The sequence below is a fragment of the Streptomyces oceani genome (assembly GCF_001751245.1).
Taxonomy (GTDB): Bacteria; Actinomycetota; Actinomycetes; order Streptomycetales; family Streptomycetaceae; genus Streptomyces; species Streptomyces oceani.
On sequence record NZ_LJGU01000131.1, the window covers coordinates 17,857 to 41,930 of the forward strand.

The window sequence follows — 24,074 nt, forward strand, 5'->3', positions numbered from 1 at the left end:
GAGAATCAACCGAATGGACACGAGCAGCAGGACTCCGCGCCGCACCCCGACCCGGCTTCGGCTCTACGCTGCGGCGGGCACGCTCATCGCCGAGCAGGGCTTCTCCTCCACTACCGTGGAGGAGATCGCCGCCCGCGCGGGCGTCGCCAAGGGCACCGTCTACTACAACTTCACGGACAAGACGGAGCTCTTCGAGGAGTTGCTGCGCTACGGAGTCGAGCAACTCGCCGCCGAGCTGCGGCAGGCCGCCGAGGGAGCCACGGTCGCCGGCGCGGGTCGGGTTGCCGCGCTGGAGCGCATGCTCCGCGCCGGGCTGTTGTTCGCCGACCGTTCCCCGGCCGTCGTCCAGTTGTACGTCGCCGAGCAGTGGCGTACGAACCGGCCCTGGCAGGCCACGCTGCACGACGTACGCCGGGAACTGCTCGCGGTGTTCGAGGCCGTCCTGCGGGACGGCCTCGCCGAGGGCGAGGTGGACCAGGAAGTGGACGTCCCGTTGGCCGCCGCGAACCTGCTGGGCACCCTGTTGGTGACCGCGCTGGACTGGCGCGCCTTCCAGCCCGAACGCCCACTGCGGGACGTCCACTCGGCGCTCGTCCGACTCCTGCGCGGCAGCGTCGGCGGGCACGCGCGGTAAGCGTGCCCGCCGACCGTCCCCCGTACCCCCGGTTTTCTCCCCCGTTCCCCCGTTCTCCCCGTTCCCCCGGTCCCGGACGCCGCGCGGGTGTCCGGGACGCACCGGTGACGTACGGGGACGGGGCGCCGTGCCACTCCGCCGCCCCGTGCCGGCGGTACGACGCGGCGCCCGTCCGCGGTGCACCACTCTGCCGCCGCCGACCACCGCCCGGTATCCGTCCTGATACTCATCCGGCCGACTGAGTATCAGTACTCAGCCAGCCAACCAGTCAGCCTGACCAGCCGGCCGCGGCGCCGCCCCGCCGCCCCTGTGCGGACGCGCTCCCGACCGCTCGTCCGCTCTTGGCTAGAGTCACCGACCGTGGCAGACATCGCGGTGATCGGGGCGGGCATGGGCGGCATGGCCGCGGCGGCGCGGCTGTCCGTGGCGGGGCATCGGGTGGTGGTGTACGAGCGCGCGGACACCTTCGGCGGCGGCGTGCGGCGGTACGAGCGGGCGGGGTTCGGCTTCGACACCGGGCCCGGGCTGCTGGTGCTGCCCGCCGTCTACCGCGACCTCTTCGTGAAGACCGGCCGGGAGTCCCTGGAGGACCGCCTCCGGCTCACCCGGCTCGAACCGGTCGCGCGGCACCACTTCGCCGACGGGACCATCGTGACACTGCCCGCCTCGCACGGTGGCGTACGCGGCGCGCTGGACGCCGCCCTGGGCGCCGGTACCGGCGCGCGCTGGAGCGAGCTGCTGGACCGGGCCCGTACCACCTGGGAGGCGACCCGACGACCGCTGCTGGAGGAACCGCTCAGCTCGGCACCGGCGGCCACCGGCGGCGCGGGGGCGGGGCAGGAGCCGCGGCGCGACCCGTATCCCGCCATGCGCCGCCGCGGGCTGCTGCGCCGCCGGCCGCCGACCCTCGCGGAGGTGGCCGCGGACGAGTTGCGCGATCCGCGACTGGTCGCCCTCCTCGGGAGCCACGCGCTCGCGCACGGTCTGCTTCCCGAGCGCACGCCCGCCAGCGCCGCCGTGCTGGCGTACCTGGAGCAGACCTTCGGCTGCTGGTACGTCGCCGGCGGGATGCGGGCGCTGGCACAGGCGGTGTACGAGCGGTGTACGACACGCGGCGTCGACTTCCGCTTCGGCACCGGGGTCGCGCGCGTGCGGGACCGGGACGGCCGCGCGGCCGGGCTGGAGCTGACCGACGGCCGTACCGTCCCCGCCGACCTGGTGGTTCGCGCCGGTGGCGGGCCGGAGCTCGGGGCCGACCAGGCGTCCGGCGTCGATGGCCCTAACCGGTTCGGCGACGCGCTGGCCGAGGCCCACCCGGCGGCGCGAGCGGGACGGAGCGCGAGTGCTCGGTTCACCGTGCTGCTGGCCCTGCGTGGCGCGCGTCCGTACGACACCCCGCACCGCACCGTCGTACACGACGCCCGGCACACGGTCACCGTGCTGCGCCCCGACGATCCACTACTGCGCCCGGACGACGCGCACGAGTCAGTCGTCCTGTCCGTGCCGGTACGCGAGCCGGTGGTGGCCCCCGAGACGCTCGCCGAGGAGCTGCTGGCCGTCGTCGACGACGCCGGCCTGGGTCTGCGTGAACGGGAGTTGTGGCGGGTCGTACGGACGCCCGCGGACAACGCCGCCGAGACCGGCACGCCCGGCGGCCTGGTGCCCGCGCCGGCTCTGGCGGGCGGAGACGGGGCGTTCCTGCGGCCGGCGAACCGTACGCCACTGGACGGGCTGTACCTCGCGGGCGGTTGGGCACATCCCGGTGGCGGACTGGCCCACGCGGGCATGTCGGGGGCGCTGGTGGCCGGCCTGATCGTGGCGGGGGACGACTGGCGCGGGTCCTCCTAGCGGAACAGCGGCGACCGACGCACCAGCCACGCTGGGGGAAGCCGGCCAGCGGCGCGGCGGCAGACACACCCCGGTTCGGGCCGGCGGCGTGCGCCGGTCGGCCCGTCCGTCCTTCAGCGCCTCCGGTCAGCGCGTCCCTCGGGTGGCTCCCACCCGCGCCGCCTGGCAGGCGGCTGGCGCGCGCTGTCACCCGGGGGCTCGTGTCCGGATCAGATCGCGAGGGCGCTGGGTAACCGGGTCAGCAGCTCACCAGCCGCGCTGCTCGTCGTACGGATAGCCGTTCGGTGCGGGGTCGAAGCCCGGGCCGTAGCCGTCGTAGCCGCCCTGTCCGGTGGGCACCGGGTAACCGGCGGCGTCGTACTCGCCGGTGACTGGCTGGTAGCCGCCGTAGCCGCCGTATCCGGGGTACCCCTGGTGATCGTCCATGACATGGCCGCCGGCCGAGTCACCCGGAGCGTATCCGGGCTCAGGGTAGCCCTGTTGCCCGTATCCGGGGTATCCCTCCGGGGTGGGTGGCTGGAAGGGGACGGCACCGCCGGCGGTGTCGGTGTCCCGCTGTTGCGGCACCCAGACGCCGCCGGGTGGGGTCTGGGTGTACGAACTCTCCGGGTAGCCGGATGCGTAGGCGTTCGCGGCGTACGGGTCGTGGTCCGCCGGGTGCGGGAAGGGCTGACCGTCCGCCGCGAAGACCGTGCCGTAACCGTCGGAGGGCTGTCCGGGCGGCGCGAAGGGAGGCGGCCCGGCAGGGAATTCCGGCTGCGGGTAATCGCCTCCCCCGGGTTCGTACGGGCCCTGCCCGTAGGGGCTCGGAGGGTACGATCCCGGCTGCCAGAAGTCGCCGCCACCCGTGCCGTCGGCGCCGGTGGCGGCGTACGCCTCGAAGGAGGCGGTGGCCGCCGGGTCGGCCGCGGGGGCGTGGTACGGGTCGGGGTACCCGGCGAACTGGTGCTGTTCGTCGTTGCCCGGATACCCCAGGAACCCGGGTACCGCCCCGGCGGGATCGAGTTGCGCATCCTCGGAGCCCGGCGGATAGCCGGGCGGACCAGCGAGGTCCGGCGGATAGCCGGGCTGACCTGACGGGTCCGGCGGTACGGCAGCGTGGTCGCCCGAGTTCTCCGTCGATCCGATGGCCGAGAAGCCGACCGTCGGCGGACCCGCGGGCGGAGGCCCGGTGGACGACGCCGGATCGTGCGCCTCCAGCCCGGATACCTCCAGCGCCGGGTCCGCGTCCAGCGGCTCCATCGGTGCCATGCCGTCCCGGCGACGCCGGCTGGAGCCCGGCTTGCCGCCGAGCGCCCAGCCGGTCGAGAAGCCCCTGCGGTAGGAGAGGGTGACGAAGGTCTGGCCGACCGCGAACGCCATAGCGCCCAGTGCGATCACCGGGATCGACGACAGCAACGCCACGCCGACCACGACCGTCGCGAAGCCCGCGAAAGCCAGCAGCCGCCAGCGCAACCGCGCCTTGTACTGCAGCAGCACCTCGCCGAGCAACCACAGCGCGACGACACCGAACGCTATGTAGAGGACCGTCCAGCCCATGTCCGCTCCTCTTCCGTCTTCCCGCAGTGCTCAGTCCCGGGACCGCCTGTGCAGACCCAGATTCTCGTAGATTTCCAGTGTCGCCGTGGAGTGGTTGAGCGTGATGAAGTGCAACCCGGGGATGCCTTCGTTGAGCAGCTTCGCACACATCTCTGTCGCGTACTCGATGCCCACCGAGCGTACCGCCGCCGGATCATCCTGGACCGCCGTGATGCGGTCCCGCAGCTCCGGCGGGAAGGTCGCACCGCTCAACTGCGCGAACCGCTCGATCTGGTTGGCGTTGGTCACCGGCATGATCTCCGGGATGATCGGCGTGCGACAACCCGCCGCGTCGACCCGGTCTCGCAGCCGCAGATAGTCGTCGACGTTGAAGAACATCTGCGTGATCGCGTAGTCCGCGCCGGCACGGCACTTGTTGACGAAGTGCCGCACGTCCGTGTCCCAGTCCGTGGAGCGCGGGTGCATCTCGGGGAAGGCGGCCACGCCGACGCAGAAGTCCCCGGACTCCTTGATCATTTCGACCAGTTCGTGCGCGTACTCGATGCCGTCCGGATGCAGCACCCACTCGCCCATGGGGTCACCGGGCGGATCGCCCCGGATCGCGAGGACGTTACGAATTCCCGCGTCGGCGTACTGGCCGATGACGTTCCGCAGTTCGGTACGGGAGTGGTTGACCGCGGTGAGATGGGCGACAGGTGTGAGGGTGGTCTCGGTGGCGATCCGCTCGGTGTTCGTCACCGTGCCCTCACGAGACGAACCGCCAGCGCCGTAGGTGACCGAGACGAAGGTCGGCGACACCGCCTCGATACGGCGCAGCGCGTCCCAGAGCGTGCGCTCGCCCTTCGCGGTCTTCGGCGCGAAGAACTCGAAGGAGAAGGACTCTTCCCCTGAGGCGAGCAGTTCGCGCACGGTCGGCGGTCGGTCGGTCCTAGTGGATTGGATACCAAGAGCCATAAGTGCAGGCTAACGGGCCACGCAAGACCACCGACCGGCGTTCCGGGCGCTATGCGCCATCCATCCGCTTTCCCGCGGCGCCCGCACGGCCGGTTTCTCAGCGGCCGTGCAGGGGCCGTTCACGCAGCCGCCTGGCCAGGTCCGCGGCGGCGGCACCCGGGTCCGCGGCGGCTGTCAGCGCCCGGACGACCACGATCCGTCGCGCGCCCGCGTCCAGCACTTCCGCGAGGTTCGTGGAGTCGATTCCGCCGATGGCGAACCATGGCCGGACCGGCACCAGCGAGGCGGCGTAGCGCACGAGCGCCAGTCCGGGCGCGGGCCGGCCCGGCTTGGTGGGGGTGGGCCAGCAGGGGCCGGTGCAGAAGTAGTCCACGCCGGGCTGGGACATCGCCGCGTCCACCTCGGCCTCGCTGTGCGTGGACCGGCCGATCAGTACGTCCTCCGGCTCCGGGCCGAGGACGGCGCGGGCGGCCGGCACCGGCAGGTCGCCCTGGCCCAGGTGCAGCACGTCACCGCCGATGGCGTGCGCGATGTCGGCGCGGTCGTTGACCGCCAGCAGCGCGCCGTGCCGCCGGCAGACCTCGGCGCACACCGCCAGTTGCGCCAGCTCCTCGTCCGCCTCCAGCTCCTTGTCCCGCAGCTGGACGATGTCCACGCCGCCGCGCAGCACCTCGTCCAGGAACTCGGGCAGGTCGCCCTGGGCCGCCCGCCGGTCCGTGCAGAGGTAGAGCCGGGCGTCGGCCAGCCGTTCTCGGGTCGTAGGGGACATGCCGCTCCCGCTGGAGGGGCGTGGGCAGCCGGTCGGCCGCCCACGCGTCGGTGGACGGGTGGGGAACCTCGGCCCGGCCACGGACGCGGCGTCCGTGGCCGGGCCGGCGGGCGTGCGGTCCGGCGTCAGACAGCGAGCGCCTGGGCGCGCCGTTTCACTTCCGTGCCGCGGTTCTCCCGCAGGGCCTGTGCTGGAGTGCCGGGCAGCGTGTCATCGGGGGTGAACAGCCATTCCAGCATCTCCTCGTCGGTGAAACCGTCGTCCTTGAGCAGGGTGATGGTGCCGGGCAGACCCTTCACGATCCGTCCGGCGCCGATGAAGTCCGCGGGGACCTGGAGGGTACGCCGCTCGCCCCGACGCACCGCGATCAGCTGGCCCTCCTTGACCAGCTGTCGGATACGGGTCACCTCGAGGTCGAGCTTCTCCGCGACGTCGGGAAAGGTGAGCCAGGCGGGGACGAGAGCATCGGTTTTCGCGTCAATCTCGGTCACGGTGTCCAGCCTGCCATCCCGCGCCGACAGCCACTACCAGGGCGGGGTCAATCCCGCACGGCTTTCTTGACCGGGACCTCCGGGTCGGCGAGCAGCTCCGAGTCCATCGGAACGCCCCTGGGCAGCAGCTTGCGGGCCTGTGCCAGATCGCGCGGCCGGTCGACGCTGAGCAGCGCCGTGAGCTTCCCGTCCCGGAGCCAGCACACCGTCCATGCCGGGTCCAGCGGGTCGCCGCGGTGGACCAGCTCGTCGCCCTCGGCGTAGCGCCCGAGGTACTGCACGAAACGCCCGAACTGGTCCGACCAGAAGTACGGCACTGGGTCGAACACCGCGCCCGTGGCGGCGGGTTCCGCACCGGCCCCCGTCGCGCCGGGTTCGGCGGCGGCGTCCGTCGCGGCGTCCGCCAGGATGTTCGCGGCGACCACCTCCGCACCGCTCAGCGCGTTGTCCCAGTGGTGCACCAACAGCCTGCTGGCGTACCGGGCCGAGGGGAAAGAGGCGCAGTCCCCCACCGCGTAGACGTCCGGGACCGTCGTACGCAGTCCCGCGTCCGCCCGTACGGAACCGTCCGCGCACAGCTCCACACCGGACCCGGCCAGCCAGTCGGTGGCCGGCCGCGCCCCGATGCCGACCACCACCGCGTCCGCCGGCAGCCGTTCGCCGTCCGCGAGGATCACCGCTCCGGGCTCCAGCGCGGCCACCGCCACGCCCGTACGCAACCGGGCACCGCTGCGCTCGTACCACCCGCGCATCGGCGCGGTGATCTCCGACGGCAGCGCACCGGGCAGTGGCTGTTCGGCGGCCTCCACCACCGTCACCGCGCAACCGGCCGCCCGCGCCGCGGTGGTGAACTCGGCACCGATCCAGCCGGCGCCGACCACCACCACCGAGCGGCGCTCCGCCAACACCGGCCGCAACCGCGCGACATCGTCGAAGGTACGCAGCAGGTGCACGCCCGTCACCTGCGCGCTGTCCGGCAGCACGAGGGGTTCGGCTCCGGTGGCGAGCACGAGACGGCCGTACGGTTCCGGCCCGGCCACGGTGTCCAGGACGTGCTCGGCCGGCCGCAGCCCGGTCACCTCCCGGCCGAGCAGCAACTCGACGCCGAGCGCGTCGAAGTCGAGGTCGAACGCCGAGTGCTCGGCGGTGCCGAGCAGCACAGCCTTGGACAACGGCGGCCGGTCGTAGGGCCGGTGCGGCTCCGCGCCGATCAGCGTGACGCGTCCGGTCCAGCCCCGCTCACGTAGTTGTACGGCGGTCTGTACCCCGGCCATTCCGGCTCCGGCGATGACCACCCGCGCTTCCAGCTGACTGTCGTTCACCCTGGCACTCTATGCCCGGCGAGCCGCTGCCCGTAGGGCAGGTGACCGGGCGCGGAACCCGCACCTCGTACGAGGGTCGCGCGAATGCGTCCGGCGGGCTCCGGCACCCGACGGGAGCGCGGGGCGGACCGCGGGCGCCGGTCAGCGTGCCTACCCGCCGACGCAGTACGTCCCCGGGGTCGGGAGGTCGGTCGACTCGTAGGCGTGCACGGCGATTCCGCTCGGCGTGGTCTCGCTGTGCAGCAGGCGCAGGCCCGCCGGGGTGCCGCCGTCCGGGAACAGGCGTCGTCCACTGCCGACGACGACCGGAGCGATCGCGAGACGCAGCTCGTCGATCAGGCCGGCCGCCAGCAGGGACTGGGCGAGTCGGGCGCTGCCGTGGATCTGTAGCTCACGGCCGGGCCGCCGCTTCAACTCGGCGACCTGGGCGGGGACATCACCGGCCAGGACGGTTGAGGGACGCCACTCGGGCCCGGTCAGCCGCTGGGAGGCGACGTACTTCGGCAGGCCGTTCAGCAGGGGAGCGTTCGGGTGGTCGGTCATCTCCGGCCAGTCCCGGGCGAAGTTCTCGTACGTACGGCGACCGAACAGGAACGCCTCGGCGGCACCGAGCCACCCGGCGGCCACCCGGTCGAACTCCTCGTCGAGGTGCGGCACGAACCAGCCTCCTCGGGTGAATCCCTCGCTGGTGTCCTCGTCAGGGGCCCCGGGCCCTTGGGAGACTCCGTCGAGCGACAGGAACTGCTGTAGTACCAACCTCATCGCGCGGCGCTCCTTCTCTCACTCTGCGTGGGCCGAGGCCCGTCCCTTCATCCAGACCCGGCGGCGCGGGAAAACTCATCGGTCATCCGACGGAATACCCGGGCGCCCGCTCACCCCGAACCGGATCTGTCCCGGGCGGGAGTCCGTACGAGCACCGACGCCCGCTGACCACACGGAACGGATCAACTAAGCTTGCCCTCGGCAACGCACTGCGCGGGAGCCCGGACGCATCGGGCTGAGAGGGAGGCTGGCGGCCTCCGACCGTACGAACCTGATCCGGCTCATACCGGCGAAGGGAGGAGCAGCCCTGATGGCAAGCGGCACCCAGCCCTCCGGAGGGCACCCGGACGTGCTCGTCCTGGGCGGCGGTCTCATCGGCCTGGTCACCGCCTGGCGGGCCACCCAGCGCGGGCTCCGCGTCACGGTGGCCGACCCGTCCCCCGGCGGCGGGGCGGCCCGGGTGGCGGCCGGCATGCTCGCCCCGGTCACCGAACTGCACTACGGCGAGGAGGCGTTGCTCGCGCTGAACGCCGCCGCGGCGGATGCTTATCCACGGTTCGTGGCGGAGTTGGAGGAGACGACCGGCACGCGGGTCGGCTACCGCACCTGCGGCACGCTCGCCGCCGCGCTGGACGCCGACGACGCCGCCCAGCTGCGTGAGGTGCACGCCCTGCAGCGCCGCTGCGGGCTGGCGTCCGAGTGGTTGTCCGGTCGGGAGTGCCGACGCGTGGAGCCGATGCTGGCCCCCTCCGTACGCGGCGGACTGCGGGTGGACGGTGATCACCAGGTCGACCCCAGACGGCTGGGCGCCGCCCTCGTCACCGCCTGCGAGCGGGCGGGTGTCGACCTGCGGCGTGCGTCGGCGCGGCGACTCACCGTCGCCGGCGGACGGGCCACCGGCGCGGTACTCGCCGATGCCCAGGAGGTCCAGGCCGGCCAGACGGTGCTCGCCACCGGCTCGTACAGCGGCTCGCTGGCCGGCGTGCCGGCGGGGGCGCTGCCGCCCGTCCGGCCGGTGAAGGGCCAGGTGCTCCGGCTGCGGATGCCGACGGGGGCGCGTGTGCCCTTCCTGCGGCGCAGTGTGCGCGCCGTGGTCCGGGGCTCCGCCGTCTACCTGGTGCCACGTGCCGACGGCGAGTTGGTCGTCGGCGCGACCAGCGAGGAGCTGGGCTGGGACACGACGGTCACGGCCGGCGGCGTGTACGAACTGCTGCGGGACGCGCACGAACTCGTCCCGGGAGTCACCGAGCTGCCCCTGGCCGAGACCGGCGCCGGGTTGCGCCCCGCCTCGCCGGACAACGCGCCGCTGCTCGGCCCCAGCGCCCTGCCCGGACTGCTGCTCGCCACCGGGCACCATCGGAACGGGGTGCTGCTCACCCCGGTCACCGGGGAGCTGCTGGCCGAGACGCTGACCACCGGGCTGCTGCCGGAGCGGGCCGCGGCCTTCGCCCCGGACCGGTTCGCCGCGGACCGGTCCGGACAGGGCCCGACCGACGCGGAAGCGGCCCCGCCGGAACGGCACGACTCCAGCCCGTACGCGCGACCGCCAGCTCCGGAGGCGTACGGCACGCGGCCGCGTCCGCCCGCCCCCGCGACCCGACCATCCCGTGAGGAGGAGCAACCGTGACCTCTCCCCGACTCGACGAACCGGCGGCGACGGCCCGTATCACCGTCAACGGCGCGACCCACGAGGTGTCTCCCGACTGCACGCTGGACCAGCTGGTCACCCGCCTGACCTCCGCTCCCTCGGGGGTGGCCGCCGCGGTCAACGACACGGTGGTGCCGCGTCCGCAGTGGACGCGTACGCCGCTGGCCACGGGAGACCGGGTCGAGATCCTCACCGCCGTACAGGGAGGCTGAAGCCATGTCCGGCAGCTCGTACAGCTCCGTCACCGACCTCGTCCCCGACACCCCAGACACCACGATCGGTGCCGTCACCGGCCGTACGGGCCCGGCCAGCGCCCCGGCGTCCGACCCGCTGGTCATCGGCGGCACCGAGCTGACCTCCCGGTTGATCATGGGCACCGGCGGGGCGCCCAGCCTCGATGTGCTGGAGCGGGCACTGCTCGCCTCCGGCACCGAGATGACGACCGTCGCGATGCGCCGGCTGGCTCCGGAGACCCCGGGCTCGGTGCTCTCCGTGCTGCGGGCCCACGGCATCCGGGTGCTGCCCAACACCGCCGGCTGCTACACGGCGGGCGAGGCGGTGCTCACCGCGCGGCTGGCCCGCGAGGCGCTGGGCACGGACTGGGTGAAACTCGAGGTCATCGCGGACGAGCGGACGCTGTTGCCCGATCCGGTGGAGCTGCTGGACGCCGCTCAGACGCTGGTCGACGAGGGCTTCACCGTCCTGCCCTACACGAACGACGACCCGGTGCTCGCGCGGAAGCTGGAGGACGTGGGCTGTGCGGCGGTGATGCCGCTGGGCTCTCCCATCGGCTCCGGGCTGGGCATCCGCAACCCGCACAACTTCGAGCTGATCGCCGAGCGGGCGCGGGTCCCGGTGATCCTGGACGCCGGAGCCGGCACGGCCTCCGACGCGGCGCTGGCCATGGAGCTGGGGTGCGCGGCGGTGTTGCTGGCCTCCGCGGTCACCCGGGCGCAGCGCCCGGAGCTGATGGCCGCGGGCATGCGGCACGCGGTGACGGCGGGACGGTTGGCCTACCGTGCCGGCCGCATCCCCCGCCGGCACTTCGCGCGAGCCTCCAGTCCGGCGGAGGGTACCGCCGAGTGGGGGGACCCGGAGCGGCCGGCGGTCGAGTGAGCGGGCCGCGCGTCGCCTGCCGTGTCGCGCGCGCCCCTGTCACGCGCCGGGCTCCGGACCAGTGTCCGGGCCTGTCACGGTCCGGCTGCGGCTCGGCTGCACCCTGGTCCCGGGTGGACGGGACGTCCGGGGGCGCCTCGTAGACTTCCGGCGTGGATACGACCCTTCATGACCCGCTTGTCGGGCAGCTGCTCGACGGGCGCTACCGCGTGGACGCCCGTATCGCCGTCGGCGGGATGGCCACGGTGTACCGCGCGCTGGACACCCGGCTGGACCGGGTGCTCGCGCTGAAGGTGATGCATTCCGCCCTGGTCACGGACGAGGTCTTCGTCGAGCGCTTCATCCGCGAGGCCAAGTCCGTGGCACGGCTCGACCATCCGAACGTCGTCTCCGTCTACGACCAGGGTTCCGACGGCACCTACGTCTTCCTGGCCATGGAGTACGTCGAGGGCTGCACCCTGCGGGACGTACTCCGGGAGCGCGGGGCCCTGCAACCACGCGTCGCTCTGGACGTCCTGGAGCCGATCCTCGCCGCGCTGGGCGCCGCGCACCGGGCGGGGCTGGTGCACCGGGACATGAAGCCGGAGAACGTCCTGATCGGCGAGGACGGCCGCGTCAAGGTGGCGGACTTCGGGCTGGTGCGGCCGGTGGACGGGCACACCTCCACCACCACGGACTCCGTGCTCGGCACCGTCTCGTATCTCGCCCCCGAACAGATCGAGCACGGCACGGCCGACCCGCGGACGGACCTGTACGCCTGTGGGGTGTTGCTGTACGAGATGCTGACCGGCGACAAGCCGCGCACCGGCGGCACTCCGGCGCAGGTGCTCTACCAACACCTCCACCAGGACATGCCGGCGCCGTCCGCGGTGGTGCCGGGGCTGGCCGAGCAGCTGGACCGGCTGGTCGCGCGGGCCGCCGCGCGAGACCCGGCGGACCGTCCGGAGGACGCCGCCGCGCTGTTGTCGGAGACGCGTACGCTCCGGTCCCTGCTCACCGACGCGCAGTTGGACGCGGCGCCACCGCAGGCCAGGGAGGATCCGCAGCGTGGAGCGGAACACCGCACCAGTGTCCTCCCTCGGACCGGCTCCGCCGCTCCGGTCGAGCACACCTCCCGGTTGACCGTACCGCCCGATGACGGGACGCCGGAGCGCCCGCGCTCGACCGGGCGCTACCGACGCGGGCCCCGGTGGTCGGTGCTCGTCGCGCTCGGGGCGGTGCTCGTGGTGCTGCTCGGCGTCGGCGTCTGGTACATCAACTCCGGCCAGTTCACCAGGACACCGGCCGTGCTCGACATGACCGAGCGCGAGGCCCGTACGACGCTGACGGACGCCGGTCTGGACGTACGGGTGGAGCGCGGGCACAGCGTCACCGTGGAGCGCGGCCGGGTCATCGAGAGCGACCCAGGGCCGGGCGACCGGGTCCGCGGCAACGCGACCGTGACCGTCGTCGTCTCCAAGGGACCGGACGTCGTCAAGGTACCGGACCTCTCCGGTACCCCGCTGTCCAACGCCAAGGCCCGGCTCCGGTCGGACGGCCTGAAAGCCGGCCTGGTCAAGCGTGAGTTCGACGCGGAGACCAAGCAGGGCTCGGTGATCCGTACCAAGCCGGACGCGGGGGCGCGGAAGCGCCCGGGTTCGGCGATCGCGCTCACCGTCTCCAAGGGCCGAGAGATCAACGTCCCGGACGTGGTCGGCGAGGACCGGGGCGAGGCGCGGGAAGCGCTGGAGGACGCCGGGCTGAAGGTGCGCGTCGCGAGGAAGAAGGTGTTCTCGGAAGAGGACGAGGGCAGCGTCGCCAAGCAGTCGCCGGGCGAGGGCTCCACCGTCGCTAAGGGCGACACGGTGACGCTGACGGTCTCCAAGGGTCAGGACATGGTGCCGGTGCCGGACGTCGACGGGCAGAGCACCGAGGAGGCCGAGCGGACGCTGGAGGACGCGGGTTTCACGGTGGAGGTCAACAAGCTGTTCTTCGGCGAGGAGGTCTTCAACCAGGCTCCGGAGGCCGGCGAGGAGGCGGCGCGTGGCTCCGAGGTGACCATCTGGGTGCGCTGACCCGCGCGTACGGCCGTCGACAGCGCGCGGCGACAGTCAGCAACCCCGCAGCCAGCAGCGCGAGAGCACGTCGTAAGGCGCCGGCGGCCACGGAACGGGTGGCTGCCGGCCCCGGTGCGTGGGCCGCTTCCGCCTGACCGTCGACAGAACTCCGCGAGCGCGCGGAGTGCGCGGTTGATGACTCGAAGTGACCTCGGGGCGGGTTCACTGTGAGCCCGCGCATAGGACGCATGTCACGTACGACCAGGATTAGTGCCCGGATGACCGGCGTACGGCGGCCAGGTCCAGGCGGACGCGTGTCCGATCTGTGGCGCTATAACGAACCTCGGTAGTACATCACACTTTTGTCAGAGGATTTCCTGGGCTTTAAGAATTGCCCTCGTCGCATGGCGCCGTGCCTCGAACGCCGCCCCTTTCGGACTCGCGACGCAGCCAATCGAAAGGCCACGTTCCCCATGCCCAGCATGCCCAGCTTTCTCGACCACACCCGCTTCTCGAAGACCACGAAGTACTCGACCGCCGGCCTGGTGGCGGGTGCCGCGGCACTGTCCCTCTTCGTGCCGGGCTCCGCCGACAGTGGCGACAGCAGCCAGGCGACCGGCGCCAAGGCCTCCGCGATGCCGGTCGCCTTCACCGGCGAGGTCAAGCACAAGGACGTACCGGAGGACAGCCTGGCCAAGCAGGCGGCTCCGGTGGAGGCGCAGGTGAAGGCGGAGGCGGCGCAGCAGAAGAAGGACGCCGAGCGGGAAGCCGGCCAGGAGGACGCGGTGACGGCGGACGCGGCCGGCGAGGCCGCCAAGGAACGCTCCGAGGAACAGTCCGCGAGCCGCTCCGGAGGACACGCCCTGAGCACCCACAAGGCGGCCGACGAGAACTACTCGAACAACCTGCACGGCTGGATATCCGAGGCCAAGGACATCATGGAGGCCGAGGGCATACCCGGCTCGTACGAGGGCATCCACCGCAACATCATGCGGGAGTCCAGCGGCGACCCGAACGTGGTCAACGATTGGGACATCAACGCCAAGAACGGCGTCCCCTCCAAGGGCCTGCTCCAGGTGATCAAGCCGACTTTCGAGGCGTACCACGTCGAGGGCACCTCGAAGAGCCTCACCGACCCGGTCGCCAACATCGTCGCCGCCTGCAACTACGCGGCCGACCGTTACGGCTCGATGGACAACGTCGACTCGGCCTACTGACGCCGGGGTCGCCCGCCGTGACCCGCGCGCCCTCGCGGAGACGACGGTCGAGTCGGCCCGGCGCCGGGCCGGTCGCCCCTGGCGCGCCGGCCGTGCCGCTCAGAACTCCGGCCCCTCGCCCGGCTCCTCCTGATAGGAGAAGCGCTGTTCCCGCCAGGGGTCACCGATGTTGTGGTAGCCGCGTTCCTCCCAGAAACCCCTCCGGTCAGCCGTCATGTACTCCACGCCACGGACCCATTTGGGCCCCTTCCAGGCGTAGAGATGCGGCACGATCAGCCGTACGGGGAAGCCGTGTTCGGCCGTCAGCGGCTCCCCACCGCGGTGGGTCGCGAAGAGCGCCGAGTCCACGGCGAAGTCGGAGAGCCGTACATTCGAGCTGAACCCGTATTCCGCCCAGATCATGACGTGAGTGGTCTCCGGTGCGGGCGGGGCGAGTTCCATGATCGTACGGGTCGTCACCCCGCCCCATTCCACGCCAAGCATGCTGAACTTGGTCACACAGTGCAGATCGGCCAGCACGGTGTCATAGGGCAGCGCCGAAAACTCCTCGTGCGACCAACAGTGTTTCTCACCGTCCACCGTCGCGCCGAAGACGCGAAATTCCCATCGATCCGGTCGGAATTTCGGCACCGGACCGTAGTGCGTGACTGGCCAGCCGCGTTGCAGCCGCTGTCCCGGTGGTAGCTGCGTACGCCCAGATCTGCGACTTTCCGGCTGCCCCATGCCGTCCATGGTGACAGAACACGCTCCGTGCCCCGGACGACCCCGGGCCGATGATTACGTTTCGGCATCCGTCGCTCCGCTCGCGCGGTCGTACGAACGCCCGCCGGCGCCGTTCGTACCTCTCTCCACAAGATCATTCCGCGCTCCGGCCCACAGCCTGGACCACGAACTCAGGATTGACTTCCCGAATACCCCATACCGCACAACGTTCCGTCGAATGTCGAGCCTTTCCCCGTTCCGTTTATACCCGCCACAAATTCGACGCGATATCCCTTCGGGAGGGAATTTCGAGTGCCCGCCGGATGATACGCCGCCATCCGCGCGCAATCAGAGCGGAACCGCGGGAGCGGCCGCTCCGGGCGCTCTCCGCCCTGCTGCGTTCCCGCCTCGGAGTGGGTCGGACCATCATCCGGGACCGCCGGGCAGTGCGGTGGCGCACGCATACGGTCAGGCTTACCGAATCCACGTTTCGGTAAGCCTGCGCTTACTGGACCGACTCGGCACGCGGGTGTAAAGATGCTGGGCGTCCGCCGAATAAACAACCGGAAGGAGTCCGCTGCCATGCAGGGCGACTCAGAGGTTATCGAATTCCTCAACGAGCAGTTGACCGCCGAGTTGACCGCCATCAACCAGTACTTCCTGCACGCGAAGATGCAGGAGAACTTCGGCTGGACCAAGCTCGCGAAGTACACCCGCTCCGAGTCGTTCGACGAGATGCGGCACGCGGAGAAGCTCACCGACCGCATCCTCTTCCTCGAGGGACTGCCCAACTACCAGCGGCTGTTCCACGTGCGGGTCGGCCAGACCGTCACGGAGATGTTCCAGGCCGACCGGCAGATCGAGGTGGAGGCCATCGACCGGCTACGCCGCGGGGTGGACGTGATGCGCACGAAGGGCGACATCACGTCGGCCAACATCTTCGAGGACATCCTGGCCGACGAGGAGCACCACATCGACTACCTCGACACCCAGTTGGAACTCATCGAGAAGCTGGGCGAGGCGCTCTACATCACGCAGCTGATCGAGCAGCCCGACTCCTGACCGGAGTGTGGCCGTTGGGCGGAGTGCCGCCGCCCGCGCACGCGCACCGAAGCGACCCTCCGACCGCGAACCCCTCAGGCGGCGGTCGCGGCGCTCGCGGTGGACAGCGCCGCCGCGGCGACGCCCTCGACGGAGGGCTCGAGTACGGGCTCGCTGCTCTCGAGGGCCGTACGGCGAGGGCAGCCGCCCCGGCCGAGGATTCCCTGGATGCGCCGCACGCACGAGCCGCAGTCGGTGCCCGCCTTGCTGGCCGAGGCCACCTGACGGGGCGTGCACGCGCCCTCTGCCGCGTGTTCCCGCACCTGCTCCTCGGTGATTCCGAAGCACGAGCACACGAACACGCGGATCACCTCCGTCAGGGAGCGGACAGTCAAGTACCGGACCGTACGCCCGATAGTGAGGCAACCCTAACCTTAGTTTTCCGGCACCGTCCACCCTCCGGCGGACGCGACCCACGTCACGTTCGCCGCGCGCCCGGCGCGCACGTCCGTACGTACGCGCCGGGCGGCCCGGGGCCCGGGGTTCCGTTCACTGGTCGCGGTACATCTCCGCCAGCAGGAATGCCAGGTCCAGCGACTGGCTCCGGTTGAGCCGGGGGTCGCAGGCGGTCTCGTACCGCTGGTGCAGGTCATCCACGAAGATCTCGTCGCCGCCACCCACGCACTCGGTCACGTCGTCCCCGGTCAGCTCCATGTGAATGCCACCGGGGTGGGTCCCCAGGCCCTTGTGCACCTCGAAGAAGCCCTTGACCTCGTCCAGTACGTCGTCGAAGCGCCGCGTCTTGTGCCCACTGGCCGCCTCGAAGGTGTTGCCGTGCATCGGGTCACACACCCAGGCGACCTGCGCGCCGGACGCGGTGACCTTCTCCACCAGCGTGGGCAGCCGATCGCGGATACGGTCGGCTCCCATCCGGGTGATGAAGGTCAGCCGGCCCGGCTGCCGGTCCGGGTCCAGTCGGTCGATGAGGGTCAGCGCGTCCTCCGGGGTGGTGTCCGGTCCCAGCTTCACCCCGACCGGGTTGTGCACCCGGGAGGCGAACTCGATGTGCGCGCCGTCGAGTTGCCGGGTGCGTTCGCCGATCCACAGCATGTGTCCGGACACGTCGTACAGCTGGCCGCTGCGGGAGTCGACCCGGGTCAGCGCGCTCTCGTAGTCCAGCAGCAGCGCCTCGTGCGAGGAGTAGAACTCGACGGTCTTCAGCTCTTCGGGGTCCGTGCCGCAGGCGTGCATGAACTTCATCGCCTGGTCGATCTCCCGGGCCAACGCCTCGTAGCGCTGCCCGGACGGAGAGCTCCGGACGAAGTCCTGGTTCCAGGCGTGCACTTGCCGCAGGTCGGCGTAGCCTCCGGTGGTGAAGGCCCGTACGAGGTTCAGAGTGGACGCCGAAGCGTGGTACATCCGCTTCAACCGCTCCGGGTCCGGCCGTCGGGACTCGGCGGTGAACTCGAAGCCGTTGACCGAGTCGCCCCGGTACACCGGCAGCGTGACGCCGTCCCGGGTCTCGGTCGGCTTCGACCGGGGCTTGCTGTACTGCCCCGCGATCCGGCCGACCTTGACGACCGGTACGGAGCCCGCGTACGTCAGCACCGCGCCCATCTGTAGCAGGGTCTTCAGCTTGTTCCGGATGTCCTCGGCGGAGACGGCGTCGAACGCCTCCGCGCAGTCGCCGCCCTGCAACAGGAAGGCCTCCCCCCGGGCCACCGCGCCCAGCCGGCTCCGCAACTGGTCGCACTCCCCCGCGAACACCAGCGGCGGATAGGACTCCAGCTCACTGGTCGCCGCGCGCAACTGCTGCTCGTCCGGCCACTCGGGCTGCTGCGCGGCCGGCAGGTCGCGCCAGCTCGCACGGGCGTCGGTGGCCGGCCGGTCAGCCTGCTGGGTCCGACCGGTCCGGTCTTGACGGGAGTCTTCGGGCACATTGGCGTTCGAGGTCACACGCCCAGGTTACGTGCTCGGGGAGGGGCGCTTCGGACGGGACCGAGGTGTGAGACGGGGCACGGCAGCACACGAGACGGCGCGTGCGCGGGCCGTCGTACGAGAGGGCGCGCGGGGCGGGCGCTGGCGCGCGCGGCTCAGTCGCCGTAGAGGGCGTCGATGTCCGCGGCGAAGTCCTTCGCGACCACGCCGCGCTTCAGCTTCAGCGAGGGAGTGACGTGGCCGGACTCCTCGCTGAACTGGGTCGGCAGCACGCGGAACTTGCGCACCGACTCGGCTTTCGACACGGCCTCGTTGGCGTGGTTCACCGCGAGTTGCAGCTCAGCCAGCAGCTCGGGGTCGGCCAGCAGCTCGGCGTGTGCCAGGCCGCTCCTGCCCCGCTCCGTGGCCCAGCGCGGCAGGAACTCCTCGTCCAGGGTCAGCAGCGCGCCGACGAACGGCCGCCCGTCGCCGACCACCATGCACTCGGAGATCAGGGCGTGGGCCCGCATCCGGTCCTCGAGCGCGGCCGGGGCGACGTTCTTCCCACCGGCGGTGACCAGGATCTCCTTCTTGCGCCCGGTGATCGTGAGATAGCCGTCCGCGTCCATCGTGCCGATGTCCCCGGTGTGGAACCAGCCGTCGGCGAGCGCCTCCGCGGTCGCCTGCTCGTTTCGCCAGTAGCCGGTGAACAGGTGCTCGCCGTGCAGCAGCACCTCGCCGTCGTCGGCGATCCGGACCACGGAGCCGGGCAGCGGCTGCCCCACCGTGCCGATCTTCTGCCGCTCCACCGGGTTGAAGGCGGTGGCGGCGCAGGTCTCGGTCAGGCCGTAGCCCTCCAGCACGGTGAAGCCGATCCCACGGTAGAAGTGGCCGAGCCGTTCGCCCAGCACGGCACCGCCCGAGATCGCGTGGGTGGCCCGACCGCCCAGCACGGAGCGCAGCTTCCGGAACACCATCCGGTCGAGGACCCGATGCCGCAGGCGCAGCAGCGCTCCCGGCCCCGACGGCGTGTCCAGGGCTCGGCTGTAGGCGACGGCGGTGTCCGCGGCCCGGTCGAAGATCCCTGCCCTTCCGCTCTCCCGCGCCTGGGCACGCGCGGAGTTGTAGACCTTCTCGAAGACTCTGGGCACTCCCAGCACCAGGGTCGGCCGGAAAGCGGCCAGTTCCTCGGTGAGCGCCTTGATGTCCGATACGTGTCCGAGCTTGATCGGCGCCATCACCGCGGCCACCTGCACGAGGCGCCCCAGGACGTGCGCCAGCGGCAGGAAGAGAAGCACGGAGGACTCACCCGTACGGAAGACCGGGCTCAGTCGCTCGACGACGTTTCCGCACTCGGCGAAGAAGCTGCGGTGGGTGAGGACACACCCCTTGGGCCGGCCGGTGGTGCCGGAGGTGTAGATGAGGGTGGCCGGGGAGTCGGCGTTCGCCGCGGAGCTCCGCTCCTCCACGGTCGCGGCCGGGATCTCGGCCCCGGCGGCGGTCAGCGCCGCCAGAGCCGTCGGCTCCTCCGTCGTCTCGGCGTCGGCGGCCGGTGCCTCGATCTGCCAGACGTGCGCGAGGTCGGGCAGCCGTTCCCGTACGGACTCCAGGTCCGCGCGGTGGGCGTCCGTCTCGACGACGGCGGCCACCGCCTGCGAGTCGCTCAGAATCCAGGTGAGCTGCTCCGGGGAACTCGTCTCGTACACCGGCACGGTCACCGCGCCGGCGCTCCAGATCGCGAAGTCCAGCAGCGTCCACTCGTACCGGGTGCGGGACATCAGCGCGACCCGGTCGCCCGTGCCTACGCCGGCCGCGATCAGCCCGGCCGCGGCGGCGCGCACCTCGGCCAGGAAGGCCGCGGCCGTGACGTCCTCCCAGGCGCCGTCCCGCTTGCGGGCCAGCAACGGCACGTCCGGGTACTGCGCGGCGTTCCGGCGGATCAGGTCCGTCAGATTGCCGTCCGCTGGTACCTCGTACAGAGCCGGCAGACTGAACTCGCGCACCTGGTGCTCCTCCTCGGCACTGGACGAGGCCGTTCGGGGCGGCCTCCTCGGGCCCGGTCCGGAGGCGCTCGGCGACGTCCCGGAAGCTGACGGCCCGGACGTTACCCATTGGTAAAGGCTGGCGGATAGGGGCTGACAGGCAGATGTTCAACGCGTCACAGTTTTCGCCCCGAGGGTCGCCCGCCGCAAACGCGCACCCCACCCGGGGACGGCCGGCGGCGTGAAGCACCGTCGGGCGTCGCCGCGTCCGGCGGCGTCCCGGCGAGGCGGCGGCCGGACGGGGCTGGCGGAGGCGGCACTAGAGTGTCCGGATGCGAGTCCACGTGGTGAGCGACGTACACGGGAACAGCCAGGACCTCGCGCGGGCCGGGGACGGCGCGGACGCGCTGATCTGTCTCGGAGACCTGATCCTCTTCCTGGACTACGCCGACCACTCCCGCGGCATCTTCCCGGATCTCTTCGGTGTCGCGCACACCGAGCGGTACGTCGAACTGCGCACCGCCCGCCGGTTCGCCGAGGCGCACGAGCTGTCCGCGCGGCTGTGGTCGGGCGTCGACCGGCAGACGGCGGTGGAAAGCGCCGTACGCGAGCAGTACGCCCGGATGTTCGCGGCCTTCCCGGAACCGACGTACGCCACCTACGGCAACGTCGACATCCCCGCGCTGTGGCCCGAGTACGCCGAACCCGGCACCACCGTGCTGGACGGTTCGACGGCCGAGATCGGCGGGCTGCGCTTCGGCTTCGTCGGCGGCGGGCTGCGGACGCCGATGCGCACGCCGTACGAGATCGACGAGGAGACGTACGCCGCGAAGGTCGCGGCACTCGGTCCGGTGGACGTGCTGTGCTCGCACATACCGCCGGACGTCCCGGAGTTGTGCTACGACACGGTCGCCCGCCGTTTCGAGCGGGGCAGCTCCGCGCTGCTCGACGCGGTGCGCGTGATCCAGCCCCGCTTCCACCTCTTCGGGCACGTGCACCAGCCGCTGACACGGCGGATGCGGATCGGTCGTACGGAGTGCGTGAACGTCGGGCACTTCAAGGCGACCGGACGGCCCTGGGTACTCGAGTTTTGACGGATGCGCCGCGAACGCGCGGTAGCCTTCCGTCGCAGACGGCAGCAGCGGCGACGGGGTAACCGGAGGGCCACGGGGATGGCGGAACACACCAGCTCGAACATCACCATCGAGGCGGAGCCCGCCGAAGTCATGGGCGTGATCTCGGATTTCGAGCGCTATCCGGATTGGACCGGGGAGGTCAAGGAGGCAGAGGTCCTCGCGGTGGACGAGGCCGGCCGGGCGGAACAGGTCCGGCTGTTGCTGGACGCGGGCGCGATCAAGGACGAGCACACCCTGGCCTACGAGTGGCCCGATCCGCACGAGGTGCGCTGGTCGCTCGTGACCTCGCAGATGCTGCGGTCCCTGGACGGTTCGTACCGCTTGCGACCGGTCGCGGGCGGTTCCAGCACGGAGGTGACGTACCAGTTGACCGTCGACGTCAAGATCCCGATGCTCGGCATGATCAAGCGCAAGGCCGAGAAGGTCATCATCGACAGGGCGCTCGACGGCCTGAAGAAGCGGGTCGAGTCCGGCACGGCTCACTCGGGAGAACCCGGACCGGACCGCCCCGGCGGCTCCGGCAGCGACCGGGCCTGATGCCCGACGGGGCTGACCCGGCCGGCACGGCACCGGAGCACGACGAGCCGGACCGTGCCGAGCACGTCGTGGAGCAGTCGGACTTCGGGCGCACCGTGCTGTTCACCGGCACGGGTGGTGCCGGGCGTACGACTCTCGCCGCCGCGACCGCGCTGGCCAGCGCGCGACGGGGCGACCGCACACTGCTGCTCACCGGCGAGTCGCCCGAGGTGCTGGCGGCGGTGCTCGGACCGCGGGGACAGCAGGCTCCACAAGAGCAGCAGGGACGACAGGGACCCTACGGAAGACCCGGAGAGCCCTGGCAGCTGGCCGCCGAGCCGGGACTGTGGGTACTCCGGGTCGATCCGGACGAGGAGTTCCGCACCCGTTCGACCGCGATCCAGGAGCGGTGTCGTACGGCACTGGAACTGACCGGAGCCACTCCCCTGGCACCGGACGAACTCGCTCCGCTGCCGGGCGCGGAGAGCTTCGCGCTGCTGCGTGCCCTGCGGGCGGTCCGGCCCCCGGGGCAGCGCCCGTGCGGTGACACGCGGCGGCCGTACACCCAGTGGGAGTACACCCAGCGCTCGTACACGGGGCCGGAGCAGGTACGGCACGAGCACGGCCCGGAACTCCCGGAGGGCGGGCCGTGGGACGTGGTGATCGCCGACCTGCCCCCGGTCGAGCGCACGCTGTCGCTGCTCGCGCTCCCAGAGCAACTGCGCAGGTACCTACGTCGGCTGCTGCCCGGGGAGAAGCGGGTCGCACGGGCCTTGCGGCCGATGCTGGCCGAGTTGGCCGGCGTCCCGATGCCCTCCGCCGGGCTGTACCGCACGGCGGCCGGCTGGGACCGCGAACTGACCGCGGTGCAGGACTTGTTCACCAGCCAGCACACCACCGTGCGGCTGGTGACCGAGCCCGCGCCGGTGCCCTGGACGGCGCTGCGGGGCCTGCTGCCGGCGTACGCGCTCTACGGACTCCGCGTCGAGTCGACCATCGCGAACCGGGTACTCCCGAACGATTCCGCCGACCCCTGGCTGGCCGGTCTCAGCGCACAGCAGGAGTCCGTGCTCGCGGAGTTGCGCGGGTGGTGCCGGCAGCACGCGGCGGCCCCCGGGCGGCGGGCGCCAGATCCGGACCCGGATTCGGCCACGGACCCGGACGGCTCGCTGACGGAGGTTCCGCACCTCGGCCATGACCCGCGCGGCCTCGCCGATCTGGCGACCCTGGGTGCCGCGGCCGCCCTCCGACCGCCCGACGTACGGCGCGGGGACCCGCGGGCGGAGCGGGCGGGCGCCGACGCCACGGAAGACCTCGCGGGCGCCGTACTGGGCGGGGTCGAGAACCACCTCGAGGAACACGGCCAGTTGCACTGGCGGCTGGAGCTTCCCGGCGCTGAGCGGGAGCGGCTGAAGCTCGTACGACACGGCGACGAACTCTGCGTCGGGGTGGGGCCGTACCGCCGGATGCTGCCGCTGCCCTCCGCGCTGCGCCGCTGCCGGGTCGCGGGCGCGGCGCTGGACGAGGGAGTGCTGCGCATCCGGTTCGCGCCTGATCCGGGGCTCTGGCCGGCCGGGACGGGGAGCCCCGGATCAGGGGGCTGATCCGCGGGTGCTGGTGCTGGCCCGCCGAAGGCCGGCCGTACGGGCGGGTGGCACGGGGCGTACGGGCGGCTCGGTGGCGGCGCGGAAGTTGTCCACGAGGCGTCGGGAGCCAGCCCACCGAGGACCGCTGTTCGGGTACGGTCGGTGGAAAGAGTCCTTCTGCTAGGAGCCGTCATGAGCGATGCCGCTGAGCGCCCCGCAGCCGAGCCCGAAGTCGACGCCTGGGCGGCGGCCTGTGAGGAGGACCTGGCCGCGGAGAAGGCCCGCCGTCGCGCGGAGCACGGCCCGCAGCCGCTCAGCGCGACCGAGGAACTGCGCCGGTTCGCGGACGCCGTGGCCGACAAGGCCGGGCTGCTGGGGAAGCCGCTCGGCGGCACGGCCGGCCAGGCCGCCGCGCAGGGTGCCGCTCAGCAGCTGTTCGACCAGGCGCGGGCCGTGGTGGAGCCGGTCGTGCAGCGCAATCCGCAGGTCTTCGACCACCTGGCGACCGCCGGCGGCGAGTTGCTCGCCGCCTACCGCTCGGCCGTGCGCGACCAGGAGCGTCGCTGGTCCTCCCAGCTGCGCCCGGAGGACGCCCGGGAGAAGCCCCAACCAGACCACCAGTCCGGCCAAGGCGACCAGAGCCAGAGCGGCGGCGATCAGGACGGCTCGGGGCGTTCGGAGCAGCGGCGGGACGACGGGGACGGGCCGGAACAGATCGACCTCGACTGACTGACTGGTCGTGAGGACGGGTGGTGACTCCGATATCACCGACCGTGTCCCGCGTGACCCGGTCCGGTGAGGGTTCCCTACGTGGCCACACGTGACGACTCCGGTGCCTGGCCGGCGTCGTGCGGTAGG

The 24,074-nt window shown here is 71.9% G+C and carries 21 protein-coding genes, 1 pseudogene and 1 riboswitch; of the genes and pseudogenes, 12 read left to right on the plus strand and 10 right to left on the minus strand.

Annotation, left to right across the window (positions count from 1 at the left end; genetic code table 11):
* Positions 1-13: 13 nt before the first annotated feature.
* Positions 14-634 (plus strand): TetR/AcrR family transcriptional regulator, encoded by a 621-nt coding sequence (locus AN216_RS16455; RefSeq protein ID WP_070197450.1) that lies wholly within the window; start codon positions 14-16, stop codon positions 632-634.
* Positions 635-994: 360 nt separating this feature from the next.
* Positions 995-2,482 (plus strand): phytoene desaturase family protein, encoded by a 1,488-nt coding sequence (locus AN216_RS16460; protein ID WP_070197451.1) that lies wholly within the window; start codon positions 995-997, stop codon positions 2,480-2,482.
* Between the two features lie 1,158 nt (positions 2,483-3,640).
* Here the strand turns inward: AN216_RS16460 and AN216_RS31325 are convergent.
* The 6 genes and pseudogenes from AN216_RS31325 to AN216_RS16490 form a co-directional block, all read right to left on the minus strand.
* Positions 3,641-4,021 (minus strand): annotated as a pseudogene (locus AN216_RS31325) (hypothetical protein); the annotation flags it as partial.
* Positions 4,022-4,051: 30 nt separating this feature from the next.
* Positions 4,052-4,975: a methylenetetrahydrofolate reductase [NAD(P)H] gene (metF, locus tag AN216_RS16470; RefSeq protein WP_070197452.1), complete on the minus strand. Its 924-nt coding sequence runs from the start codon at positions 4,973-4,975 to the stop codon at positions 4,052-4,054.
* Between the two features lie 97 nt (positions 4,976-5,072).
* Positions 5,073-5,744 carry a thiamine phosphate synthase gene (gene thiE, locus AN216_RS16475; RefSeq protein ID WP_070197453.1) on the minus strand — a complete coding sequence of 224 codons (672 nt, stop codon included), beginning with the start codon at positions 5,742-5,744 and terminating at the stop codon, positions 5,073-5,075.
* Between the two features lie 125 nt (positions 5,745-5,869).
* Positions 5,870-6,235 carry an Rv2175c family DNA-binding protein gene (locus AN216_RS16480; protein ID WP_070197454.1) on the minus strand — a complete coding sequence of 122 codons (366 nt, stop codon included), beginning with the start codon at positions 6,233-6,235 and terminating at the stop codon, positions 5,870-5,872.
* Between the two features lie 47 nt (positions 6,236-6,282).
* Positions 6,283-7,509 (minus strand): NAD(P)/FAD-dependent oxidoreductase, encoded by a 1,227-nt coding sequence (locus tag AN216_RS16485; RefSeq protein ID WP_244502507.1) that lies wholly within the window; start codon positions 7,507-7,509, stop codon positions 6,283-6,285.
* Between the two features lie 198 nt (positions 7,510-7,707).
* Positions 7,708-8,319, minus strand: a complete 612-nt coding sequence (locus tag AN216_RS16490) for a dihydrofolate reductase family protein (RefSeq protein ID WP_070197456.1) — start codon at positions 8,317-8,319, stop codon at positions 7,708-7,710.
* Between the two features lie 203 nt (positions 8,320-8,522).
* Positions 8,523-8,634, plus strand: a riboswitch (TPP riboswitch).
* On the opposite strand from AN216_RS16490, the gene thiO reads away from it, so the two are divergent.
* The 5 genes from thiO to AN216_RS16515 all read left to right on the plus strand — a co-directional run bounded on the left by thiO (position 8,630) and on the right by AN216_RS16515 (position 14,336).
* Entirely contained in the window at positions 8,630-9,946 is a 1,317-nt protein-coding gene (gene thiO / locus AN216_RS16495; protein ID WP_079166665.1) for a glycine oxidase ThiO, read from the plus strand. (Overlaps the previous riboswitch by 5 nt.)
* Positions 9,943-10,179, plus strand: a complete 237-nt coding sequence (thiS, locus tag AN216_RS16500; protein ID WP_420855752.1) for a sulfur carrier protein ThiS — start codon at positions 9,943-9,945, stop codon at positions 10,177-10,179. The genes thiO and thiS overlap by 4 nt, the downstream gene beginning before the upstream one ends.
* A gap of 4 nt (positions 10,180-10,183) precedes the next feature.
* Positions 10,184-11,083: a thiazole synthase gene (locus tag AN216_RS16505; protein WP_079166666.1), complete on the plus strand. Its 900-nt coding sequence runs from the start codon at positions 10,184-10,186 to the stop codon at positions 11,081-11,083.
* A 152-nt stretch (positions 11,084-11,235) separates the two neighbouring features.
* Positions 11,236-13,137 (plus strand): Stk1 family PASTA domain-containing Ser/Thr kinase, encoded by a 1,902-nt coding sequence (gene pknB / locus AN216_RS16510; RefSeq protein WP_070197457.1) that lies wholly within the window; start codon positions 11,236-11,238, stop codon positions 13,135-13,137.
* Between the two features lie 464 nt (positions 13,138-13,601).
* Positions 13,602-14,336 carry a transglycosylase SLT domain-containing protein gene (locus tag AN216_RS16515; protein ID WP_070197539.1) on the plus strand — a complete coding sequence of 245 codons (735 nt, stop codon included), beginning with the start codon at positions 13,602-13,604 and terminating at the stop codon, positions 14,334-14,336.
* 99 nt (positions 14,337-14,435) lie between these two features.
* Here the strand turns inward: AN216_RS16515 and AN216_RS16520 are convergent, their stop codons facing one another.
* Positions 14,436-15,059, minus strand: a complete 624-nt coding sequence (locus AN216_RS16520; RefSeq protein WP_079166679.1) for a sulfite oxidase-like oxidoreductase — start codon at positions 15,057-15,059, stop codon at positions 14,436-14,438.
* Positions 15,060-15,620: 561 nt separating this feature from the next.
* Here AN216_RS16520 and bfr point away from each other — a divergent pair.
* Positions 15,621-16,100 (plus strand): bacterioferritin, encoded by a 480-nt coding sequence (bfr, locus tag AN216_RS16525; RefSeq protein ID WP_070197459.1) that lies wholly within the window; start codon positions 15,621-15,623, stop codon positions 16,098-16,100.
* A 74-nt stretch (positions 16,101-16,174) separates the two neighbouring features.
* On the opposite strand, the gene AN216_RS16530 is transcribed toward bfr, so the two are convergent.
* The 3 genes from AN216_RS16530 to AN216_RS16540 form a co-directional block, all read right to left on the minus strand.
* Positions 16,175-16,474 carry a (2Fe-2S)-binding protein gene (locus AN216_RS16530; RefSeq protein ID WP_420855753.1) on the minus strand — a complete coding sequence of 100 codons (300 nt, stop codon included), beginning with the start codon at positions 16,472-16,474 and terminating at the stop codon, positions 16,175-16,177.
* Positions 16,475-16,628: 154 nt separating this feature from the next.
* On the minus strand, positions 16,629-18,017 hold the full coding sequence (locus AN216_RS16535; RefSeq protein ID WP_079166680.1) for a class II 3-deoxy-7-phosphoheptulonate synthase: 1,389 nt from the start codon (positions 18,015-18,017) through the stop codon (positions 16,629-16,631).
* 155 nt (positions 18,018-18,172) lie between these two features.
* On the minus strand, positions 18,173-19,999 hold the full coding sequence (locus tag AN216_RS16540; protein WP_070197461.1) for an AMP-dependent synthetase/ligase: 1,827 nt from the start codon (positions 19,997-19,999) through the stop codon (positions 18,173-18,175).
* A 311-nt stretch (positions 20,000-20,310) separates the two neighbouring features.
* On the opposite strand from AN216_RS16540, the gene AN216_RS16545 reads away from it, so the two are divergent.
* The 4 genes from AN216_RS16545 (at position 20,311) to AN216_RS16560 (ending at position 23,945) form a co-directional block, all read left to right on the plus strand.
* Positions 20,311-21,072: a metallophosphoesterase family protein gene (locus AN216_RS16545; RefSeq protein WP_070197462.1), complete on the plus strand. Its 762-nt coding sequence runs from the start codon at positions 20,311-20,313 to the stop codon at positions 21,070-21,072.
* Positions 21,073-21,150: 78 nt separating this feature from the next.
* Positions 21,151-21,651, plus strand: coding sequence for an SRPBCC family protein (locus tag AN216_RS16550; protein WP_070197463.1), 501 nt, complete (start codon positions 21,151-21,153; stop codon positions 21,649-21,651).
* Positions 21,651-23,234 carry an ArsA family ATPase gene (locus tag AN216_RS16555; RefSeq protein WP_079166667.1) on the plus strand — a complete coding sequence of 528 codons (1,584 nt, stop codon included), beginning with the start codon at positions 21,651-21,653 and terminating at the stop codon, positions 23,232-23,234. Before AN216_RS16550 ends, AN216_RS16555 begins: the two co-directional genes overlap by 1 nt.
* A 174-nt stretch (positions 23,235-23,408) precedes the next feature.
* The gene (locus tag AN216_RS16560) at positions 23,409-23,945 is read left to right on the plus strand and encodes a DUF5304 domain-containing protein (RefSeq protein ID WP_070197464.1); all 537 of its coding nucleotides are present in this window, start codon (positions 23,409-23,411) and stop codon (positions 23,943-23,945) included.
* Positions 23,946-24,074 lie beyond the last annotated feature (129 nt).

Coding starts and splice junctions, on each gene's coding strand:
- AN216_RS16505 (WP_079166666.1), top strand. CDS start 10,184: ATGTCCGGCAGCTCGTACAGCTCCGTCACCGACCTCGTCCCCGACACC.
- AN216_RS16485 (WP_244502507.1), bottom strand. CDS start 7,509: ATGGCCGGGGTACAGACCGCCGTACAACTACGTGAGCGGGGCTGGACC.
- AN216_RS16490 (WP_070197456.1), bottom strand. CDS start 8,319: ATGAGGTTGGTACTACAGCAGTTCCTGTCGCTCGACGGAGTCTCCCAA.
- AN216_RS16550 (WP_070197463.1), top strand. CDS start 21,151: ATGGCGGAACACACCAGCTCGAACATCACCATCGAGGCGGAGCCCGCC.
- AN216_RS16520 (WP_079166679.1), bottom strand. CDS start 15,059: ATGGGGCAGCCGGAAAGTCGCAGATCTGGGCGTACGCAGCTACCACCG.
- bfr (WP_070197459.1), top strand. CDS start 15,621: ATGCAGGGCGACTCAGAGGTTATCGAATTCCTCAACGAGCAGTTGACC.
- AN216_RS16515 (WP_070197539.1), top strand. CDS start 13,602: ATGCCCAGCTTTCTCGACCACACCCGCTTCTCGAAGACCACGAAGTAC.
- thiO (WP_079166665.1), top strand. CDS start 8,630: ATGGCAAGCGGCACCCAGCCCTCCGGAGGGCACCCGGACGTGCTCGTC.
- AN216_RS16560 (WP_070197464.1), top strand. CDS start 23,409: ATGAGCGATGCCGCTGAGCGCCCCGCAGCCGAGCCCGAAGTCGACGCC.
- AN216_RS16555 (WP_079166667.1), top strand. CDS start 21,651: ATGCCCGACGGGGCTGACCCGGCCGGCACGGCACCGGAGCACGACGAG.
- AN216_RS16545 (WP_070197462.1), top strand. CDS start 20,311: ATGCGAGTCCACGTGGTGAGCGACGTACACGGGAACAGCCAGGACCTC.
- AN216_RS16455 (WP_070197450.1), top strand. CDS start 14: ATGGACACGAGCAGCAGGACTCCGCGCCGCACCCCGACCCGGCTTCGG.
- thiE (WP_070197453.1), bottom strand. CDS start 5,744: ATGTCCCCTACGACCCGAGAACGGCTGGCCGACGCCCGGCTCTACCTC.
- metF (WP_070197452.1), bottom strand. CDS start 4,975: ATGGCTCTTGGTATCCAATCCACTAGGACCGACCGACCGCCGACCGTG.